The 22,563-nt window shown below is 38.9% G+C and carries 14 protein-coding genes; 7 read left to right on the top strand and 7 right to left on the bottom strand.

What is annotated here, in order from left to right:
- Positions 1 to 157: 157 nt before the first annotated feature.
- The 7 genes from LUA91_RS17460 to LUA91_RS17430 all read right to left on the bottom strand — a co-directional run bounded on the left by LUA91_RS17460 (position 158) and on the right by LUA91_RS17430 (position 10,291).
- Positions 158 to 1,375: an MFS transporter gene (locus LUA91_RS17460; RefSeq protein WP_231427393.1), complete on the bottom strand. Its 1,218-nt coding sequence runs from the start codon at positions 1,373 to 1,375 to the stop codon at positions 158 to 160.
- 919 nt (positions 1,376 to 2,294) lie between these two features.
- Positions 2,295 to 3,296, bottom strand: a complete 1,002-nt coding sequence (locus LUA91_RS17455; protein ID WP_231427392.1) for an SDR family oxidoreductase — start codon at positions 3,294 to 3,296, stop codon at positions 2,295 to 2,297.
- A 22-nt stretch (positions 3,297 to 3,318) separates the two neighbouring features.
- On the bottom strand, positions 3,319 to 4,410 hold the full coding sequence (locus LUA91_RS17450; protein WP_231427391.1) for an NAD(P)-dependent alcohol dehydrogenase: 1,092 nt from the start codon (positions 4,408 to 4,410) through the stop codon (positions 3,319 to 3,321).
- Between the two features lie 577 nt (positions 4,411 to 4,987).
- Entirely contained in the window at positions 4,988 to 7,114 is a 2,127-nt protein-coding gene (locus tag LUA91_RS17445; protein ID WP_231427390.1) for a xanthine dehydrogenase family protein molybdopterin-binding subunit, read from the bottom strand.
- 16 nt (positions 7,115 to 7,130) lie between these two features.
- On the bottom strand, positions 7,131 to 8,111 hold the full coding sequence (locus LUA91_RS17440; RefSeq protein WP_231427389.1) for a xanthine dehydrogenase family protein subunit M: 981 nt from the start codon (positions 8,109 to 8,111) through the stop codon (positions 7,131 to 7,133).
- Between the two features lie 14 nt (positions 8,112 to 8,125).
- Entirely contained in the window at positions 8,126 to 8,908 is a 783-nt protein-coding gene (locus tag LUA91_RS17435) for a (2Fe-2S)-binding protein (RefSeq protein ID WP_231427388.1), read from the bottom strand.
- A 384-nt stretch (positions 8,909 to 9,292) separates the two neighbouring features.
- Entirely contained in the window at positions 9,293 to 10,291 is a 999-nt protein-coding gene (locus tag LUA91_RS17430) for a LacI family DNA-binding transcriptional regulator (protein WP_231427387.1), read from the bottom strand.
- Between the two features lie 255 nt (positions 10,292 to 10,546).
- Here LUA91_RS17430 and LUA91_RS17425 point away from each other — a divergent pair, with 255 nt between their 5' ends.
- The 7 genes from LUA91_RS17425 (at position 10,547) to LUA91_RS17395 (ending at position 22,559) form a co-directional block, all read left to right on the top strand.
- Complete coding sequence (locus tag LUA91_RS17425) at positions 10,547 to 12,283, top strand: alpha-glucosidase (RefSeq protein ID WP_231427386.1); 1,737 nt, start codon at positions 10,547 to 10,549, stop codon at positions 12,281 to 12,283.
- A gap of 7 nt (positions 12,284 to 12,290) precedes the next feature.
- Positions 12,291 to 13,640: an MFS transporter gene (locus tag LUA91_RS17420; protein WP_231427385.1), complete on the top strand. Its 1,350-nt coding sequence runs from the start codon at positions 12,291 to 12,293 to the stop codon at positions 13,638 to 13,640.
- Positions 13,640 to 14,845 carry a glycoside hydrolase 100 family protein gene (locus LUA91_RS17415; protein WP_231427384.1) on the top strand — a complete coding sequence of 402 codons (1,206 nt, stop codon included), beginning with the start codon at positions 13,640 to 13,642 and terminating at the stop codon, positions 14,843 to 14,845. The genes LUA91_RS17420 and LUA91_RS17415 overlap by 1 nt, the downstream gene beginning before the upstream one ends.
- Positions 14,826 to 15,761 (top strand): carbohydrate kinase family protein, encoded by a 936-nt coding sequence (locus LUA91_RS17410; RefSeq protein ID WP_231427383.1) that lies wholly within the window; start codon positions 14,826 to 14,828, stop codon positions 15,759 to 15,761. Before LUA91_RS17415 ends, LUA91_RS17410 begins: the two co-directional genes overlap by 20 nt.
- A gap of 134 nt (positions 15,762 to 15,895) precedes the next feature.
- Complete coding sequence (locus LUA91_RS17405) at positions 15,896 to 18,889, top strand: SusC/RagA family TonB-linked outer membrane protein (protein WP_231427382.1); 2,994 nt, start codon at positions 15,896 to 15,898, stop codon at positions 18,887 to 18,889.
- Between the two features lie 15 nt (positions 18,890 to 18,904).
- Positions 18,905 to 20,413: a RagB/SusD family nutrient uptake outer membrane protein gene (locus LUA91_RS17400; protein ID WP_231427381.1), complete on the top strand. Its 1,509-nt coding sequence runs from the start codon at positions 18,905 to 18,907 to the stop codon at positions 20,411 to 20,413.
- 109 nt (positions 20,414 to 20,522) lie between these two features.
- Positions 20,523 to 22,559 carry a glycoside hydrolase family 65 protein gene (locus LUA91_RS17395; RefSeq protein ID WP_231427380.1) on the top strand — a complete coding sequence of 679 codons (2,037 nt, stop codon included), beginning with the start codon at positions 20,523 to 20,525 and terminating at the stop codon, positions 22,557 to 22,559.
- Positions 22,560 to 22,563: the final 4 nt, after the last annotated feature.

Here is a 22,563-nt window from a genome sequence, read left to right as displayed (position 1 = left end):
CTAATGGCAGTTATAAGTATGATTATGGCTGCTGATTTACAATTAGCTGTTTACAGCGATTATCATTTTGAAGGGCATAACCCATTATAAATTATAGTAGAAAGTTCAAATTGGAGGGGTATACATCTTTCCAATTTGAACTTTTAACATCCCATATTTAAATTCCACTTTTAACACTTGCTTTTTCCAGTCTGCTAAATCCCCAGGCACATAATAACAACATGCAGGCGAGTCCAAACCAAAGCCAGTTGTAACTTAAATTTTTGGCGATATAAAACCCGAACAATGGGCCAATAACCTGTGCGCAAGACCAGCTAAGCGTGTAGCCGGCAGCATATAAACCTCTGTTGTGCTCGTTACTTCTGCTGATTACAATGGTGTTGATAAAAGGCAAAGAAAACATTTCGCCACCCGTAAAAATAATAATCACAATTACTGCTCCAACAATATGTAATCCTATTAGTGCGCTTAACATCAGGTAAGAGACCGCAAAGAAAATTGCACCAATGATAATGAAAAACATTGGAGGCCTTTTGGCTTCAATTTTATTAATCATAATCATTTCAAAGAGTGCAATTACCGCCCCATTAATGCCTATAATTATCCCGATAGCAAATTCATCAATATGCCACTGCTCTTTAAAAAATACCGGAACCACCCTAAACATTAAGAAAGCACAAGTGATAAAAACGGTGGTGAGTAGAATGAATTTTACGTAAAATATATCCCGCCAAGGCTTTGTAATGACCATATTTAATGCATTTTCTTTCGCTTTTTTAATAAAACCCTTTACCTGTGGAAGAAACGACAAGATGAGTAACCCAACAATAATGCTCACTCCTCCTTCTACAATAAACAATAGTTTGTAATTGATGGAGGCAATAATACCTGCCAAACTTATTCCTACCGACCAGCCAATGTTTACCGCCAGTCTGTTTAAGGAATACGACCTCGTAATGGTGCCTTCAGTGGCGTAATGTGCAACTGCGGTAAAGTTGGCAGGGCGAAAGGCTTCTGAAAAAAAACTGATGACCACAGCCAAAATACACAAGGTAGAAAAATGGGTAATGGTAGAAAACAGGATAAACAGCAATCCTCCAATAATAGATGACAGGATTTGCACGGGGCGAAACCCAATCATATCTGTTAATTTACCGCCGGTTGCCGAACCTAAAATTGAGCCCACACCGAACAAAGTAATAATTAATCCAGCATCCATTTCCGAACGGTGCAAACTTTGCGTTACGTATAAGCCCATAAAAGGAACGGCCATACTTCCACATCGATTAAACATCATCACAATGCTTAACAACCAGGTTTCGCGACTTAGACCTCTGAAAGACGTTTTATAGGTATCAAATATGAGCTTGAACATGAGTTTATCTGGTGCGCAAAAGTAGTGATCTTTTTATTTAAGTGGGGATCTAATGATGATTAAAACCTCTATAATCAATGGGGTCAGCTACAGTTGAAAAGTTGAAATAAGCTTGCTGTTGTGTAGGGCAAATCATGGCAGTAGAATCAAGGGGCAATGTCACAACTTATTTAATTTTTTTTTTACCTCACGAGCGTCGGCCTCTTTTTTTTCTTTTGATAGAAATGAAACAAATGAACGAAGCTTGGCTCTTTTGTTGCATGAAGCTAGCGGAAAACTTCTAGCGTTAATTTGAGGCCAGCCCAAACGCTTTTTCTTCAAGCTACAATTATCCTGGTAAATTGTGTTTGAATTTTTCTGATTATTTTCCACTTCTTTCTGCTTCCAAAATTCGCTAGGCCGGGTAGCGAGACGCAGAAACCCAATCGGTTATCGTCATCCTCGCGAAGGCGGGGATCTTAAAACACTAGAGTTATATCATCTTCAAACTAGGGATTTTTTCTATCACTTTATCGATGACCTAGTAAGCGTACTTTACTCAAAATTTTTGGTGAAATTTTAATATGCCTTAAAATGCAATCATCATGCCTTAGGCATGCAATGGAACCCCAATGGGGTGGCGATCGTAATTATCGTCTTTATCAAAGCTCTAATACTAAAACACCTTCTTCACACAAAGAAGTTAAAAAAGCGTTTTGTTACTGAAAATCTTTTTCATGGGCTTAGACTAAAGAATCTTTTCATAACTAATGAGGCATAGGTTTTATTCAATATGAAAGGTTTTTGATGGATAGGCTATTAAAAATGAGCACCATGACTTTTACATTGATAAATAACAGCAAAAAAATAGATATGCATTTTCAGCATATCTATTTTTTATTCCAATTCAGGTTAATAAACTAAATTTTTATTTTGAAAATTACGGCTGTCCACCGCCACCCATTGCTCCGTAGATTTGTCCTGTAGAATAACTTGCACTATTATCTGCTAATTGTACATATATAGAAGCTAGTTCGGCAGGTTGCCCTGGTCTGCCCATTGGGGTAGCCTTACCAAATTCTGTTAGTTTTTCATTAGTTGCGCCACCGCCAACTTGTAAAGGCGTCCAAATCGGGCCAGGGGCAACACCATTTACCCGAACGCCCTTGGGCGTAAGGAATTTCGCAAGTGAGCGAACCGTACTTGTATTTGCTGCTTTGGTTTGCGCATAATCAAAAAGTTCGGGAGATGGGTCGTTGGCTTGTTCCGATGTGGTAATGATAATACTTGATCCTGGTTTCAGGTGCGGAATTGACGCTTTTAATAACCAGAAAGGACCGTAGATGTTAGTTTTTATGGTGGCATCGAAATCTTCAGTGCTAATATCTAAAATAGATGGTTTTGTTTGCTGGCGGGCAGCATTGCTCACCACGATATCCAGACCGCCCAAACGTTTAACACTATCGTCTACCAAACGCTTGCAAAACGATTCCTCGCGAAGATCTCCCGGAATGGCGTATCCTTTTCTACCGGCCTTGGTAATTAAATCGATCACCTCTTTCGCATCTTCTTCTTCAGCAGGCAGGTAATTGATTACTACGTCTGCACCTTCTCGGGCAAAAGCGATCGCCGCTGCACGGCCCATGCCCGAATCACCTCCAGTAATTAAGGCTTTTCTTCCAGCCAATCTGCCAGAACCTTTATAGCTTGACTCCCCATGGTCGGGCCGGGGATCCATTTTACTGGCTAAACCTGGAAACGGCTGTTGCTGCGCTTTAAAAGGAGGTCTGGGATATTTTGTAGTTGGATCTTGAAGTTCGGCTGGTAGATGGCTGTGTGCAGTTGAATGCTCAGCACCAAAAGCAGGAGAAACGGCAAGTCCTGCGAGGCCTAAGCCAAGACCTGAAACTGCCTGGCGTCTAGTGATATGATCTTTTTTCATCGTTCTGATTTTTTTAGGTTAACTAATTTTTAGCTTCATTTTTCAGACTTGCCATATCAATTACATATCTGAAGCGCACTTCTTCATCTTTAAGTTTGTCAAAGGCTTTATTGATCTGATCTATATTTATCATTTCTACTTCTGGTAGAATTTGATGCTGTGCGCAAAAATCAAGCACTTCTTGAGTGATGGCTGTTCCGCCTATTAGTGATGCTCCAACCGTTGAAGAAGTTTTTGCGAGCTCCATATTATTTGTGGCTGATTTGTAAGGGCCTAAAAGACCAACGGTGACTAAAGCACCATGCCTGCGTAATAAGGGGATGTAATCATTCACATCAAATGAATAGGGAATTGTACAAAGCAGGAAGTCGAATTTCATCGCATTTGCCTCCATCTCATCCTTATTTTCTGATATGATCACAGCATCTGCGCCAATTTCAATCGCCGCTGTTCTTTTATCTTCTTTACTTGTAATGGCAGTTACGGTAGCACCCATTGCCTTAGCAATTTTTACAGCAACATGCCCTAAACCGCCAATACCAATTATGCCAACTTGATGCCCGGCTTTTACCCCAAAGTTTTTTAGTGGAGTATAAGTAGTGACACCGGCACACAATATTGGGGCGACTGCGCTGATTTCTAAATTTTCAGGAATGCGCATTACAAACTTTTCCTGAGCGATAATATTTGTGGCATAACCACCGTACGTGTTAAATCCTGTTTCGTCAGGTTTCCAATAACCATTGTAGGTCATGGTTTGGCCGTGAGGTCCCTCGCAAAATTGTTCTTCATCATCCAGGCAAGCTGAACAGGTTTTACAAGAATCGATCATGCAGCCTACACCAACTACATCACCTGTTTTAAATTTCGTTACTGAGGCACCCGTTGAAACTACTTTTCCAATAATTTCGTGACCAGGAACACAGGGATATATTGTATTTTTCCAATCATTATTCACTTGGTGTAGATCTGAATGACATACACCACAGTATAGTACATCAATTAAAATTTCATCTTCTTTTGGTTCATTTCTTTGAATTTCTATTTTTTCGAGGGTTTTACCACCGATGAGAGCGCCTGATGCTCCATAGGCCAATGTTTTTATCTTTTCCATAGTAGAATTTTAACATTAGGAAATTGATAAAGGTTTTAACCTAGATACTACTCATGAGAATAATGAGGAAACTTTGGATTTGCTTTTATTCAATTTTAAAACCTTGAAAACAAGATGGTAGGGGAGATTACCTGGTAGGGGGACATAACTATAGTTCACTCAATAAAAGAAAAAGGTTTTCTATATAAGTGAATGCTGATGGACTGTATTTTTTTATCAGTTTGAATATTTTCATCTAAGCACAGTACTTACTAAAAGTAATTGCATGTATATCAATAATCCTGATCCAATAATAAAAACTAATGCTATTACCAACAAATTGGCTTTCAATTTTTTATCTTTCTGCATTTTATAGTTAGAACGAGCGCTTCTGGCAATGTGGTAAAGCAAGAAGGAGATAAAGGGTTTGAAGAGAATTGCAGCCATTCTGAGCGATATGTTTATCCTTAGCCATTAAAATAATTTAACTATTGATGGGTTCCAAAGTTGAATTTTGCCAGAAAAGGTTTTATCAACCCTACAAACACTTAAGTTTATTGACTTATTAAAACCTTTCGTTTCTAATCTCCAGCGGAATTTAAAGCAGTTTATCTGGCGTGATTGGTAGCGATCTTACTCTTTTTCCAGTCGCATTAAATACTGCATTAGCTACCGCGGCAGCTACGCCAACGATACCTACTTCACCAATTCCCTTAACGCCCATTTTATTTGGAATTAAATCTTTCTCATTGATAAACATCGCATCCAATCTGCCAATATCCAGGTTTGTTGGAACATGGTAATCAGCAAAAGATCGCGTAGCAAAATTACCATATCTTGGGTCGATGATTGATTCTTCTGTTAAGGCCATACCAATTCCCCATACATTGCCACCAATAATCTGAGATCGGGCTGTTTTAGGATTTAAGATTTTTCCGGCTCCGGTTACAGCTAAAAATCGTGTTACTTTAATCATTCCGGTAATGCTGTTTATCCTTACTTCAGCGAAATTTGCATTAAAACTATGTGCCGAATATTTTTCCGCTTCAGCTGGTGCTTTAGAATCGGAACGGGTTTGAAAATCGGTTATGCTTTCTGAAACCATAAGCTGTGCTGCTGTTGGTCTTACAAAAAATTGTTTTCCCGATTTTGCCAGTAATTCATCTGTAATTTTAATGCATGCATCGTTAACAGCATTCGCAAAACTTGAAGCGCCAACAGATCCAACAGAACCTGCAGCAGGAGGAAGCTCAGAATCGCCCAGTTTAACATTAATTTGCGCAATAGGAAGTCCAAGTCCATCGGCAGCAGTTTGTGCTAATATTGTATTTGTTCCAGTACCTAAGTCTGATGCTGCAATTTCGACGGTCGCATATACCAACTTGTTTCTCAGGCTAAGTTTTATTATTGCCGAACTGTCTCTTTGTCTCGCCGGGTATGTACCACAGGCTACGCCATAACCTACTAAATCATCACCTATTTTATTTGTGCCTGGTTTTGATTTTCGTTTTTCCCATCCAAATGCTTTTGCTCCTTCCTTTAAACATTTCACTGTGGTTCTCGATGACCAGGGTTTTCCATTAGAAGGATCTTTTGACGGCTCATTTTTTATCCTCAATTCAATTGGATCCATATTTAATTTGTAAGCCAGTTCATCCATTGCAGATTCCAGCGCAAAACTTCCAGTTGATTTTCCTGGACCACGAGTATAGGTAGGTAAAATGAGGTTCATCGGAACAACGCGATAACTGATCAAGCTATTGGGAACCTCGTACATTATTTTTGTACAATCGCCACAAGGCTCAATATATTCATCATCTACAGCCGTATGTGAGATCGTTTCATGCGCCAAGGCAATTAGCTTACCTTCTTTTGTTGCACCTATACTTAATTTTTGCATGTTTCTTTGTCTCATGCCTACAGAATTAAACATCTGCTGCCTGGTAAGGGCTAATTTTACGGGCCTGCCAACCATTTTAGCCGCTACAGCAGTGAGAACAAGATTGGCCCATTGCCCGCCTTTGGAACCAAATCCGCCACCAATAAATGGAGAAATAATTCTTACCTGTTCGGGCTTCATATTTAAAGTAGCTGCAGCTGCGGTTTGGGCACCGTTTATAATTTGTGAGCCATTATATAAAATTAGTTTATCTCCTTCCCAAACAGCCATGGTTGAATGCGGCTCCATAGGATGGTGGTGTTCAATGGGTGTTTCATATAGCTCTTCCACCTTAACCTCGGCAGTTTCCATTGCCAATTTTCCTGCACCACGAACCAAATCCGCCAACTCTTTACCCTTAGGCATGATTGGTGTTTGGGCAAGTTTCTCAAAATCTATCTTCTCTTCTTTTTGATTGTATTCTATTTTAATCAGATGGGCAGCAGCGGTTGCCTGTTCAAAGGTTTCTGCCACCACTATTCCAATATGTTGTCCGTGAAAGGTAATTTCTGGCCCCTGTAATAGTGCGCCACCTCTTAAGCCTCCCTTTGTATTAAGTTTGGGTGCATTTTCATGTGTAATAATTTTCAATATTCCTGGATACCGCTCTGCTTCAGTACTATTTATACTTTTGATTTGACCAGCAGCAATGGTGCTTTTGAACAATACCGCATAAGCCATGTTTTTTGCAGGATAATCAGTGGCGTAAGTTGCTTTACCCGTAATCTTCAAGATTCCGTCAATGCGGTCTATTCCTTTGCCGATGCTTTTTTTGCTGTCTTCCATATTTAATGATTAACGGTTATCCTTTTAGTGCCAGCTCAAGAGCGTTAACCAAAGTTTTTCTACCCATTTCTATTTTGAACTTATTATGTGATAAAGCTTTCGCAGCCACCATTTCTGCTTCTGCGGCTTTTAAGAAATTTGCTGTCGTGGCTGGTTTACCCTTTAAAAATTGTTCTGCTTTTAGCGCCCTCCATGGTTTGTGCGCAACACCACCCATGGCGATATTGGCAAATTGAATAACATTTCCTTTCAGATTGAGGCCTGCAGCAACAGAAACCAGTGCAAACGCATAAGAACTGCGATCTCTTACCTTAACGTATGCTGAGTTTGCGGCAAAATTATTTTTGGGAATTTCTATAGCAGTAACCAATTCGCTATGCGTGAGGCTATTGTCTTTTTCAGGGTGATTGCCTGGAAGGAGATGGAAATCTTTAAATGGTATGTATCGCTCTGCATTGTTATTTTGCACTTTTACTGTTGCATTCAAAGCCGATAAAGCAACTGCCATATCGGAAGGGTAAACGGCAACACAATTTTCAGTCCATCCAAAAATAGCATGCATCCTGTTGAAACCTTCCAGTGCAGAACAGCCGCTTCCGGGCATTCTTTTATTGCATGGCATAGATATATCGTAAAAGTAACTGCAACGCGTTCTTTGTAATAAATTTCCACCATTAGTGGCCATGTTTCTGATTTGTGCGGAAGCCCCTGCCAATATCGCTTTACTTAACATTGGCAAGTTTGAACGGATTAGAGAGTGGTTTGCAGTTTCTGTATTTTTGGCCAGAGCGCCAAGTGAAAACCCAGTAGCTGTTGCTTTAATTTCTTGTAGTTTAAGGTTACCAATATCTATAATCTCATTTGGGAGAGCAACATGCTCTTTCATTAAATCAAGGATGTTCGTTCCTCCACCCAAAAAAGCAGCTTCAGCATTATTACTGAGCATATCGATAGCCTCACCAGGATTAGTCGCTGAAATAAATTTAAATGGTTTCATCTTTTTGTCCGTTGTTAATCCGTGAAAAGCCAGTTTTGTGGGATATTTTCTCCTGTTTGCGCTTCTTTAATTGCAGCTATTATATTAGGGTAGGCACCGCATCGGCAAATATTTCCTGACATCCGCTCCGCAATTTCCTCATCAGAAAGCATGATTGATTTGGCAGCTGCTCTCACATCTTTAGTCGCAAAGCTTGCCTGACCTTCTTTAGCTTCTTTCATTAGTGCTACAGCAGAACAAATTTGGCCAGGAGTACAAAAACCACATTGAAAACCATCATGTTTAAGAAAGGCAGCTTGCATCGGATTAAGCTCATTTGCTTTGGCCAAGCCCTCTATAGTAATAACTGATTTTCCTTGACAAGTGGCTGCTAATGTAAGACAAGATAAAACGCGTTGGCCATCAACAATAACGGTACAGGCACCACATTGACCGTGGTCGCAACCCTTTTTGGATCCCGTTAAACCAATTCTTTCGCGAAGGGTATCGAGCAAGGTCATCCTGGAATCAACAAGTACTTTTCTAGAGGTGGCATTAACGTTAAAAGCAATGTCTACACCATTTTCGATCGCTTCCGGGATAAGGTCTGGAATTTCCTCTATCTCAACTGTTCGTGCAAACAATTGCTCCGCCCCAATCGCATAACTGGCCAGTAAACCTGCTGATGCCAATCCCATGAGTTTAATAAAATGACGGCGGTTAAACCCTGAGTTGATCACTTCATCCAATTCTTCTGGCATAAGGTCGCCAAAGAGCCTATGTTCTTCAGGGGTAAGTCTTGTTTTGTTTTGTTTCATGTTGCTGTTTTGAGGTTAAAACAGTTAATATGTGGTTGATTAGCAATCACATTTAATTTTAAACAGCAATGCTGGGTTAAGGTTTTGTTTTCAAACAAAAATGTGTCAATCGTTTTCGATTACATGGAAAGTAATATACAATTATACAAGAACCTGCATTTCAGCAATGGTTCTGTTAAGTTTATCGATATTCATTTGTTATCAAAATTGCTGGTGCCTTGCTGTAACAGAAAGAAGATTTAGAACTTATCTGACTGCTAGCCTTGATTTGGTGAAGAAAAAATAAATCGATGTCAGAAAAACGCTACTTAAATTTTATGGTTCGAAGCTTAATCATTAAACTAAATGGCTTTTGGAATTTTATTGAAAGCTCAAAACATTTTTTTATATTGAACCGCCAACAACGAGTTTGGATTCATCTATAATTGTTTGTGCAAAAGAACTCCCAGCAATACATCGCATCATTCTGTTAAATGCCAGTTTACCCAGATTGCTTCCGCTGGTTTCTGCATAGGTAATTTCCGGATAAAAGAGTTGTGGAATCATGCCATCACTAATAGCGATCAAGCCTAAATCTGTTGGTGTGCTTAGGCCTTTTCTTTGTATCGCTTTCATGACACCAGCTAAAATCTCGTCGCTCATACAGAATATCGTAAATTTTTTACCCACCCAATCTGGTAGTAATGACCAAGTAATTTGTTCGGCTTCTGCAGAACTACATGCATGTACCGTTTTCAGGTTAATATCGTTTCCATTTTGTTGAAGAACGGTGGCGAACTTCTTTAAACGGGCTTTAGTTATTGACATGTTTTGATCTCCAAATATCCCCAGTACGTTTGGAATTTCTTTTTTTATGATCTCTTCGGCAGCCAGCATGGCAGCATGTTCATCGCCTACACATATTTTATTGCATGATTCATATTGCGGAACTTTATCAAAGAAAATAACAGGAATACCATGAACATCCATTTTCAAAAATGGCTCCATGTTATCTGTTTCTGAAGTAATTGCAATAAAAATTCCTGATACCCGCTTGTGCCTGCAGCTTTTCAGAATCTCCTGTTCAATTGTTGGATCGTTTGAAGAACGGTAAATCATTACGGAATAACCATAAATCCTCGCTTCCTCTTCAATTGAACTAATAAAGGAATGATAAAAAAAGTTGGATAAGCTCGGTACAACTATTGCAAACTCCTTGCTACTATGGGTACGAAGATTTACGGCATATGGGTTAGGGTCATATTCGAGTAATTCTGCAAGTTCCTTTACTTTTCGACCGGTTTCAGGTGAGATATCCGGATGATCCTTTAAGGCCCTAGAAACAGTGGATATACTTACATTGAGCCGCTCAGCAATTTTTTTTAAAGTTGGGTTTTGTCTCATCTAAACATATTTGGTTAACCAAATATAAGTTTTCCACAGCAAACATTTCCGCAAATGTTACCGCAAACGTTTGCGGAGAAAAATGATGTATTTCTATATTTTTAGATAATTTATACCGCTATCTTCATATAATAATAAGGAAATAACCTCAGTACAAACCATTTGGCTAGCTGCTATTTCATTAAATAACCAAATATTAAATTTTACAAACCAATTAGTTTCCTATGATCAGGAAGCCTGTTATAATATAGAAATATGAGAAATTCCATTGGCTTAGTTTTTATATTCCTAATATGTTTTGTTTTGAGGGGCAATTCTCAACAAGCTCAGAACAATCAGCCGGCCTGGTGGAAAGAAGCTGTTGTGTACCAGCTTTACCCACGTAGTTTTAAAGATAGTGATGGAGATGGGATTGGTGATATAAAGGGTATTATTTCAAAACTCGATTACATAAAAAGCCTGGGCATAGATGCTGTTTGGTTGAATCCGATTTTTTCTTCTCCAAATGATGATAATGGTTACGATATCAGTGATTACAGAAACATCATGAAAGAGTTTGGCACCATGAAGGATTTCGATGAGTTGCTTGCCGGCTTACATCAACGCAAGATTAAATTGATTTTAGATATGGTGCTCAACCACAGCAGTGATGAGCATGAATGGTTTAAGCAAGCTAAATCATCACGGACCAATCCTTACCGAAATTATTACCATTGGTGGCCCGAAGAAAAGGGCAAACCTACACCACGTTATAGTTTCTTTGATGTTAACAGTGATGCCTGGAAGTACGATGCAACTACAAAATCTTACTACCTACATTATTTCTCGCAAAAACAACCTGACCTGAACTGGGAGAATGAAAAACTTCGTAATGAGGTTTACGATATGATGAAATTTTGGCTCGACAAAGGCATTGATGGTTTGAGGATGGATGCTTTCCAATATGTTTCTAAAGATACTACTTGGAAAAAATATCCTGAAGGTTACGAAAAAGACATTATCAAATATTACGGCATGGGTCCAAATCTTCATCAATATTTAAAGGAGATGAACAAAACTGTGATCAGCAAGTATAACATTATGACTGTTGCTGAGGGTGCTGGCAGTACATTAGAAGATGCTCACGCTCTGGTTGATGAAGACAGGCAGGAGTTAAATATGGCTTATCATTTTGAGATCATGGATATCGGGAACGATCCCGCAGGATATAAGCTTACCGATCTGAAAAAAGCCTTCACAAAGTGGGATCAATCCTTTGCTGAGAAGGGGTGGTTAGCCATCTTTCTGGCTAATCATGATGTACCCAGGATGGTTAGCAAGTATGGGAATGATAGCCCACAGTTCAGAAGTTATTCTTCAAAACTTTTAACCACACTGATTATGACCATGCGGGGCACTCCATTTTATTTTAATGGCGATGAATTGGGCATGTCGAACATCAAATTTAACAACATTGATGATTACCGAGACATCGCAACCATTAACGCTTACAAAAGCATTAAAGCAAAAGGTGTTGATGTACAGGTTTTTATGGATAAACAAAAGTTTATCTCCAGAGATAATACCCGTACACCATTCCAGTGGGATACATCATTAAACGCTGGTTTTACATCGGGCAAACCATGGATAAAAGTAAACCCGAACTACAAAACGGTAAATGTTGTTACCGAAGAAAAGAATCTATTAAGTGAGCTTAATTATTTCAAAAAGTTGGTTGCCTTAAGAAAATCATCTCCAGTGCTTGTATATGGCGACTATAAGGTATTTGATATTGAAAACCCAGATGTATACTGCTACACCAGAACACATGGACAGGAGAAGATGCTGATCGTCTTAAATTTTTCAGCTAAAGCGTTCTCTTATCCGCTGGATCAAAATATTAAAATTTCAGCGGCAAAGGTGCTCATGAATAATTATAACAATGGGCCAAATTTTACGGATAAAGAAATTAACCTAAAACCGTGGCAGGCTTTAGTTTTTAAGCTTAACTAAACTTTATATGATTGTAGCTCAAGCAGAAAAAGTTCATCAGCCTTCATCAGGTTTGAAACTAAATTTTAGCGCTATCATTGCGATGAATCTTGGTTTCTTTGGGATTCAATATAGTTTTGGTTTGCAGCAAACCAATATGACACCCATTTATTCCTATTTGGGCGCCAATGCCGATCAGATTCCTTTGTTAAACTTAGCAGGACCAATGACAGGCTTGATCATTCAGCCCATTATTGGTGCAATGAGCGATAAAACCACCAGCAGGTTTGGAAGACGCAGGCCATATTTTTTAATTGGCGCTATCATTTGCAGTATCTGTCTTTTCGCCATGCCTTACAGCAGTTCAATCTGGATGGCTGCTGGGATTTTATGGATACTTGATGCCGGCAATAATATCACGATGGAACCTTACCGGGCTTTTGTGAGCGATAAACTTCCTTCAGAGCAGCATGCTCTTGGGTTTTTAACTCAAAGCTTTTTTACCGGTTTAGGTATTACCCTGGCTAACCTTACCCCGGGCATACTCATCACAGCAGGGCTAATCAGTATGAATGCAAGAAGTGACAATAACATACCCTATACCACTTATGCAGCCTTTTTTATTGGTGGCGTTGTTTCAATCGGCTCTATTATGTATAGTTGTTTAACCACAAAGGAGACGCCGCTGTCTGTTGAAGAGATTGAGGAAATAAAAAAGGAAACAGGTGGCATTGGAAGGATATTCAGTGATATTATCGCGGCTTTTAAAGTAATGCCCACAATGATGAAAAAACTTGGCGTTGTTTACCTATTCAACTGGTACGCCATGTTTATTTACTGGCAATTTATTACCCTATGTTTAGCCAGAACCATTTACAATACCAGCGATGCAGCATCTGATGGATTTGCCTCTGCTCAGTTGCTTACCGGAACGGTAAACGGGGGCTACAATGTGGTAACCTTTTTAGTGGCATTTCCACTGGCATTTTTCGCCAGGAAAATTACCGCAAAAAAGGTTCATCTGATGAGTTTGCTTTTTGGAGGCTTTTGTTTGATCTGTTTGCCGATGATTCACCATCCCTTTTTACTTGTCATTCCAATCGTGGGTTTAGGGGTGGCCTGGGCCAGCATGATGGGAACGCCTTATGCCATGCTTGCAGGAAGTATTCCGAAAGCAAAGACCGGTATTTTTATGGGGATCTTGAATATGTTCATTGTGCTGCCGATGTTACTTGAGACCATCACCTTTAAATATGTTTACCGCTACCTGCTTGGCCATCGCCCGGAAAATGCAATCATGTTTGCAGGAGTTTTGATTGTTATCGCCGCTTTGATGGTGTTGCAGATCAAAAAAAATGAAAAAATAGCCGATATATAATGTTCGATTCGAAATCATACCACCATGCATTAGGTCTCTTGCGAGAGGCAGTTACCCCATATGGTTTTGTGGCATCTGTAGAGGAGCAAGATAACTATAAACGCGTTTGGACCAGAGATGGGGTTATTACGGGCATTGCTGCGCTATTGAGTGGCGATAAATCGCTTATTGAAACCACAAAAAATACCTTAATCACAATTTTCGAACATCAGCATCCTGACGGATTCATGCCCTCTAATGTTTCACCGAAAGACGGTGCAGTTAGTTATGGTGGAACTTCCGGCAGGGCCGATAATCCATCGTGGGCAGTGATTGGTTTATGTGCATATACCTTACTTACTGATGATGAGCATCTTTGGAATAAATATCAGCATGAAGTTGGCAAGTGTTTTACCCTTTTAAACAGCTGGGAGTTTAATGGAAAACATTTAATTTATGTGCCACAAAGTGGTGATTGGGCCGATGAATACATTCAGCATGGCTATATTCTATTTGACCAGTTGTTAAGACTTTGGGCATTGCGCTTAGCTTCCAAATTATCATTCCATGCAGATTGGGAAGCCAAGATCGCCGATATTACCAATTCAATTCGATCGAATTACTGGATCAATGATCATCCTGAAAAAACCTATTCTCCCAATTTAATTCATCAGTTGAGGGATTTTTCTCAAGAATACTGGCTAATGGGCTTCAACCCGGGGAGAATATATAAGTACTTTGATTTGCAGGCCAATACCTTCGCTCTTTTTCTAGGCTTAGGTGATGAAAATCAAAATCGCAAGGTTTTGCAATATATTGAGGAGACATACAAACAAAGGCAATCGCTATTGCCATCATTTTATCCTACAATTCTGGATGATGATTCGGATATGAACGAACTTAAAGATAATTATGCTTATGCCTTTCGAAACAAACCACATTATTTTCATAATGGTGGTTTGTGGCCAGTTTGGAATGGCTGGCTGGTTGCAGCGCTGCATTTTCATCAAAAAACGAGCCTGGCTCAGGAAGTCCTTTCTGAAATTCACCGCTCGAATGGTAAAGCAGATTTATTCAATGAATGTTTTCATGGAACCAGTCTGGAGCCTTGCGGTGTGCCAAAATGCACCTGGAGTGCCGCTGGAGCAGTTATAGCCGAACAGGCAACAAGTAATGATTTTAGAAAAATTTTAACTTTTGATAGAAATGATGGATTCGGAAAATAATATTTCAGGGAAAAAAATTTTAGTGGTGGGCGAATTATTGGTCGATATCATTTCAGATGAAAATATCGAATCGCTTGCGGTAGCTTCACAATTTTCTACTATTCAGGGAGGCAGCTCAGCGAATCTCTGCGCTAACCTAAAATGGCTGGGCGTAGATGCAGATTTAGTTTCAACCGTTGGTGAGGATAATCTGGGTATTTTCCTGATTAATGAACTTAAAGCAATCGGTTTATCAGACCGCTATATACACCAGGCACCACACCGGCAAACCAGCGTTGTGCTTGTAGCTAAAAATAACCATAGTCCGGATTTTATCCCTTACCGCAATGCCGACTTCGCCATAAGAAGGGTGGATGATGAGCTCATTCAAGCTGCGGAAATTGTCCATACCACAGCATTCGCATTAAGTAGGGAGCCTGCCCGAAGTAATATTATGACCGCATTAACCAAAGCGCATCAAATGGGGAAATCCATTTCGGTTGACTGGAATTTTGCCCCATCAATCTGGCAGGATGATGATGGGAAGGACGTTTTTAAAAAAATTCTCCAACTGACTCCACTGTTAAAAATTAGTGTTGATGATCTTGAACGTTATGTTGGTAAATCTCTCAGTGTAGAAGAATCAGTTGAATGGCTAGATCATCTGAATACTTCGGCAATCTGCCTCACCTGCGGTAAGCATGGGGTGTGGTATAAAACAAATAAGTTAAGTTGGAGATATAAAAATGCCATTCCGGTTGAAACTATTCGAGGCGTTACCGGTGCTGGAGATGCTTTCTGGTCTGGGTTTTTATCTGCTTTCATTCTCGAAATGTCTATTGATGATTGTGTAAATAAAGGACTAGAAGTAGCCCGGTTAAAAGTTGAAAAGCCATTTCCATTATATAAAAAAGAAAATCACACAATATCACCCTAAACCAATTAAATATGATGACTAAACCACCCTAAAAAACAACCCGATGATTTACTAAAGTAATAATACATTTTCTAACCAAATTTAATTAAACCATTATGAACCTAACTCTACCGAGTAATTGGTCTGTTTTACCTATGAAACAGAAATTATGTAGATTGATGAAACTTGTACTGCCAAGTTTACTTCTAGTCATTTTAAGTATAACGGCTTTCGCCCAAACCGTAATTAAAGGAACGATTTTAGATAATGATAAGCTGCCCATGGCTGGTGCAACTATCCAGGTTGCTGGTACAAGTACCCGAACGCAAAGTGATGCAGAAGGTAAGTTCCAAATTACAGTGCCCTCTACAACTTCGAAACTAATTGTGAGTTTTGTTGGCTTCGAAACCCAAACAGTAAACGTTAATAATCAAACTTTAATCAACATTACATTAGCATCATTAAATAACCTCGAAGGGGTTGTTGTGGTTGGTTATGGTTCGGTTAAGAAAAGTGACCTAACTGGTGCTGCGGCAACCGTCTCTGCAAAAGATTTTAATAAGGGCCCATTGACTGCGCCTGATCAATTAATACAAGGTAAAGTTGCTGGTGTGCAGATGATTAATAACAGTGGCCAACCAGGCGGTGCATCTACTGTAAGAATTAGAGGTAACTCAGCTATTACAGGTACAGGGCAACCACTTTATGTAGTTGATGGAGTTGCGCTTGACGGCCGATCTGCCAGACCAAATACAAGTGCCGGTATTGGTACTGCACCTGCTGGTAATCCACTCAACTTTATTAATCCGGCAGATATTGAATCGATGGAGATTTTAAAAGACGCGTCAGCTACTGCGATTTACGGTTCACGTGCGGCATATGGCGTGGTATTAATCACCACCAAGAGAGGTAAATCTGGAGATACGAGAATTGATGTTAACGCATCAGCAGGGGTGAGTAATATTGCCAAGAGAGTGGATGTTTTAACCGGCGAAGAGTATCGTGCAGCTTTGAGAAAATATAGTTTAACCAGTGGCGATTTTGGTACCAGTGTTGATGCTTTAGATGAGATTATTCGTACGGCTTACAATCAAAATTACTCCATTGGTATAAGTGGTGGGGCAAATGGAAATACTTTCCGTGCTTCTATGGGTTATCAAGATCAGCAAGGTATTGTTAAAACTACAGATTTTAAAAAGTACAGTGCAGCTTTTAATGGAAATTTTAAATTCTTGGAGAGTAAAAATCTAGGCTTAGATATCAATATGATAAGTAATCAGTACTTAGAAAATATTGCCCCTATTACAACTGATGCAGGTTTTACAGGAAGTTTAATTAGCCAGGCATTAGCTTGGAATCCTACCCAATCTTTCTATAATCCAGATGGAAGCTTATTTATCGATTATGGTTCAACAACTATTAATCCTTTAGCAGCTTTAGCCGCAAACAGCGATAAATCGAAGGTTTCTACTATTTTAGGTAGCATATCTCCTTACTACAAAATTACACCATGGCTAGAATACCGTATGTTAGCAAGTGTAAATTATAGCACTGGTATTAGAAGAGCATCTACCAGGAGTACTTTAAATTTACAGGGAATACAGCCATCTGGTGATTTCTTAGGTGGTTACGCCAGTTATTCTAATACAGAGTTGGTTACACAACAATTCACTAATACCTTAAACTTCAATAAAGAAATTGCTACCAAATTAAATGTTAATGCTGTAATTGGTTATGAGTATTCAAATTTCATAAACAAAAGTGCTGTTAATACTGCAACAGGATTTGGTAATTTGCCGCTAGACTATACTGATGCTTTTGAATCTACATTAAAGGCGAATAGAACTTTTGTAACTAGTAACGATCCAACTACTGAGCTACAATCTTATTTTGCCAGAGGTATTTTTAATTATGATAATAAATACATTTTAACAGCAACAGTTAGAGCAGATGGTTCTACAAAATTTGGTGCAAATAACAAATATGGCTATTTTCCTTCATTTGCAGCAGCGTGGAACATCAAACAAGAAAGTTTTCTTACTAATGTTGAATGGTTAAACACATTAAAAATTAGGGCAGGTTACGGTAAAACAGGCAACCAGGATTTCCCATCTGGCTCTTCTCAACAACGTTTTGTTTATAGAACACCAGGTAAAGCAGGAGATCCTATCCCACAAGTAGGATTGAATAATCAAAACGACAATTTAAAATGGCAAGAAGACAAACAAACTAACATTGGTTTGGATTTTGGCCTTTTCGGGAATAAACTGACCGGATCTATTGATTATTTTAACAAGACTACCAAAGATTTATTATATCCTCAAACAGCATTTGTACCTGCAGAACAAGGAAATGTAGTTACATGGCAGAATTTAAGTGGTGAAATTGTTAATAAAGGTGTAGAGATGAGTTTAAATGCCAATATCATCGAAAAAGATAATTTATCATGGTCTTTAGGAGGAAACGTAACCTACATAAAAAACAATGTTAAAAATCTGGATGGTATAATTAAAACTGGTTCATTAAGTGGTCAGGGCTTAAGTGATGTAACTACCGAAGTTATTCAAAACGGTTTACCATTATTTGCCATGTTTACCAGACAGTATAATGGTTTAGCTGCAAATGGTTTCTCTTCTTATACTGATGATGGTTTTACTAAATACTACGTTGGTAACCCAAATCCAAAATTTATTTTGGGTTTAAGCACAAATTTGAGATATAAAAAATTCTCTTTCAGTGCTAATTTTAATGGTGCATTCGGCCAAAGCATTTATAATAATACAGCAAATTCAGTGTTGGCAATCTCTAACTTGGGTTCTAGAAACGTTTCATCAGGTATACTTGATTTACCTATTCAAGAATCGTTGGCTAATCCAATTGCTGCCTCATCAAGATACATAGAGAAAGGAGATTATGTTAAATTGGCTAATGCTACCTTAAATTATAATATCGGCAACATTGGAAAAGTGATCAAATCATTAAATATTTATGTAAATGGACAAAATCTGTTTGTAATTACAAACTATACAGGTTTTGATCCAGAAGTAAATGTAAATAAAAGTGTAAATGGCGTTCCATCAGCAGGGATAGATTATACCGCATATCCAACTGCAAGGACATTCAATTTTGGCGTTAATTTTTCTTTATAACTTAACTTTTTCGACATGAAAAACAAATATATTTTAGGCTTGGTAGTAATGGCCATTACGATCTCGTCCTGTACAAAACTTAATGAAGATCTTAATGGGCAAGTAAGTTCAGGTACACTTACTCAGGGAAATGTTCCAGGATTAATTTCTGCGGCGTACATTGCCATGAGAGGCCCATATCAAGCTCCATGGAACTGGTCTGCTTTGCAGGAAGTTACTTCTGATGAGGCGATAGTACCTACAAGAGCAGGTGATTGGGATGATAACGGTGCATGGAGAGCGCTACACTTGCACAAATGGGCAGCAGATGATGGAAGAATATCTGGTGTTTTTAGAGATCTAAACAGTATAAGTTATGCAGCTACAACGGTTTTAAGATTTAGCCCTACTCCAGCACAAGCAGCCGAAGCACGTTTTTTAAGAGCTTTCGCACAGTTTTCCATTTTAGATGGATGGGGGCAAGTTCCTTATCGTGATACTGGTGAAGGTGTAACACTTCCTTCAAAGGTTAGAAATGCCGCTGATGAAATCTCTTATCTAATTAATGAATTAACAGCTATTATCCCTGATTTGCCGAATGGGCCAGCAAATTTTGCAAATAAAAATGCTGCAAAAACTTTGTTAATGAAGGTTTATTTAAATAAGGGTGCTTTCTTAAATCGGAATACACCTACATTTGATGCCGCCGATATGGCAAAGGTTATATCGCTGGCGGATGAAATTGCCACGGGTGGTTATGTACTTTCTGCCAATTATTTTGACAATTTTGCTCCCACTAACAATGTTTTATCAAAAGAAAATATTTTTACTGCAGAAAATACTGCAGGAAATGATGGTAGTGATATTGATGGGCAATGGAAGTGTACTTTGCACTATAATCAAAATCCAGCTGGATACAATGGCTTCTCTTCATTATCTAACTTTTATAATAAATTCGAAGCAACAGATAAAAGAAGAGGCGGAACTTATGCTGGTCAAACCAATGTATCTGGAATAAGGGTTGGTTTTTTAGTAGGTCAGCAATTTGATCAAAACGGTGCAGCTCTAAAAGATAGAAAAGGCAATCCATTAGCTTTTACTCCAGAAGTAAGCATTATCGAACGCGACCCTAACCACTTGGAGGTTGCGGGAATTCGCGTAATAAAATATCCTATTGATTATGCCAATTCAGGTTCGAGAAAACCTGATAACGACTGGGTTTATTACCGTTATTCTGATGTATTGTTGATGAAAGCCGAAGCGCAGTTGAGGATATCTCAAACGGCATCTGCATTAACTTTAGTGAATTCACTTAGAGCAGTGAGAGGTGCATCAGCATTAACGAGTTTAACTTTGGATGTATTGCTGGATGAACGTGGACGTGAACTGTACTGGGAGGGTTTTAGAAGACAAGATTTAATTCGTTTTGGAAAATTCCTTGCTGCTTGGCAAGAGAAACCAGCTAGTGAAGCAAAATACCTTCTTTTCCCTATTCCTGATAACCAACTTGGTAATCCAAACTTGGTACAAAACCCAGGATACTAATTTAGGTTTATTTAAACAGAGGCTGAAATTGCCATCAGGTTATTAAAAATTTGATGGCATTTCGGCCTTTTGTTTATTTTAATTCTATTTATTTCAAACACATACATCTATGAGAAAAATCGTACTTTTCCTTTTAACCGTTATTATTTCTTGTGCTGTACACGCACAAGACCCCTGGAAAATAAGTGACGATAAAATTGACCCCACTAAATATTTCGGAATTACTGTAGGAAACGGGATCATCGGTATTGTTTCTTCTCCTCAGCCATTCAAAGTAAAAAATGTGGTGATGGCCGGCACCTATGACACTTATGGACGTGGTCGTGTGAGTAATTTTTTAAATGGTTTCAATTTGCTTAACATGTACCTGGAAGTTGATGGGAAGCGGCTCGATGATCAGAATACCAGCGATATGCAGCAACAGCTTGATATGCAGCATGCAGCATTTACCACGCAACTGGCTTATGGAAAAAAAGCGGAGATTAAATATACCTATTATGCACTACGCCATTTGCCTTTTACCGTATTGATGGATGTAACCATTATCGCCCGCGAAGATTTGAAATTAACTGCAGCAAGTGTTATGGAAACACCTGATGCACTTCGCGATGTGGAGAATTATTACAATGAGATTGACAGGCCCCATATAACTTTAAGCTTATTAACATCAACAGCAAAAAGCCCTACAGGCAAGCTGCAATTGTGTGCTTCTAATAGTTTTTTATTTAATGAGCAACATGGAAGCGAGCCTAAAATTATTCACGAAATGTGGGATAATAACAGCCATTTGATGAAGTTTAGTAAAAGCATAAAAGCCGGAGAAAGTTATACTTACACGGTTGTTGGGAGTACAATAAGTTCTGCGCAACATGCAGACCCGCTTAATGAGGCTGAGCGCATGACTATTTATGCTAAACTTGAGGGACGTGATAGATTAATTAAATACCATAATGCAGCCTGGGATGATTTATGGAAATCGGATATTATTATTGATGGAGATCCGCAAGCACAACAAGACGTACGCAGTATGCTTTATCACCTTACCTCATTTTCTCGTGCCGGAACATCGTATTCATTATCGCCAATGGGCTTATCTGGATTAGGTTATAATGGCCATGTTTTCTGGGATACGGATATCTGGATGTTCCCGGCACTATTGGTACTACATCCTGAAATCGCGAAATCTTTAATTGAGTATCGATTCGAAAGATTGGAACCGGCAAGAAAAAATGCATTCTCTCATGGTTTCAAGGGTGCAATGTACCCATGGGAAAGTGCAGATTCAGGAGTTGAAGAAACCCCGGTTTGGGCATTAAGCGGACCTTTTGAACACCACATTTCGGCAGATGTTGCTTTAGCGGCATGGAATTATTATTGCGTTACCCAGGATAAAGTTTGGCTTAAAGAAAAGGGATGGCCAATCTTATCACAAACAGCCGAATTTTGGGCAAGCAGGGTAGAGCGAAATGGACCAAATCAATTTGATATTAAAAATGTGGTTGCAGCAGACGAATGGGCAGAAAATGTAGATAATAATGCCTTTACCAATGCAGCTGCTATACTAAACCTAAAAAATGCAAACCTTGCTGCTGCCGTTTTAGGATTGCCTCAAAATATAGATTGGACTTTGGTTGAAAACAACATCCCTGTATTAAAATTTCCGGATGGGGTAACCAAAGAACATGCAACTTACAAGGGCGAAGGCATAAAACAAGGCGACGTTAATTTGCTTGCCTATCCTTTAAAAACCATTACCGATAAAAATCAGATTTTGAATGATTTGGCATATTATGAAACCAGAATTCCTGATGAAGGTACACCTGCAATGACTCATGCAATTTTCGCTTTGCTTTATGCTAGAACGGGTAATGTAGAGAAAGCGTATAAATATTTTAATGAAGCCTACCTGCCAAACTTGAACCCACCATTCAGGGTGATTGCAGAAACCAAAGGTGGCACTAATCCATATTTTGCTACTGGCGCAGGCGGCGTTTTACAAAGTGTGCTGATGGGTTTTGGAGGGTTGGATATTACCAATAAAGGCATCGTTCAAATTCCATCTGTTTTACCATCAAAATGGAAATCTATAAAGATTACTGGTGTTGGTACTGAAAAGAAAACCTTTTCGGTTACTAATAAAAATTAATGAT

The sequence above is a fragment of the Pedobacter sp. Leaf250 genome, from assembly GCF_920984735.1.
In the GTDB taxonomy this organism is placed as follows: Bacteria; Bacteroidota; Bacteroidia; order Sphingobacteriales; family Sphingobacteriaceae; genus Pedobacter.
The sequence above is the reverse complement of the archived record's forward strand: the minus strand, read 5'-3'. Positions and strand labels throughout refer to the sequence as shown.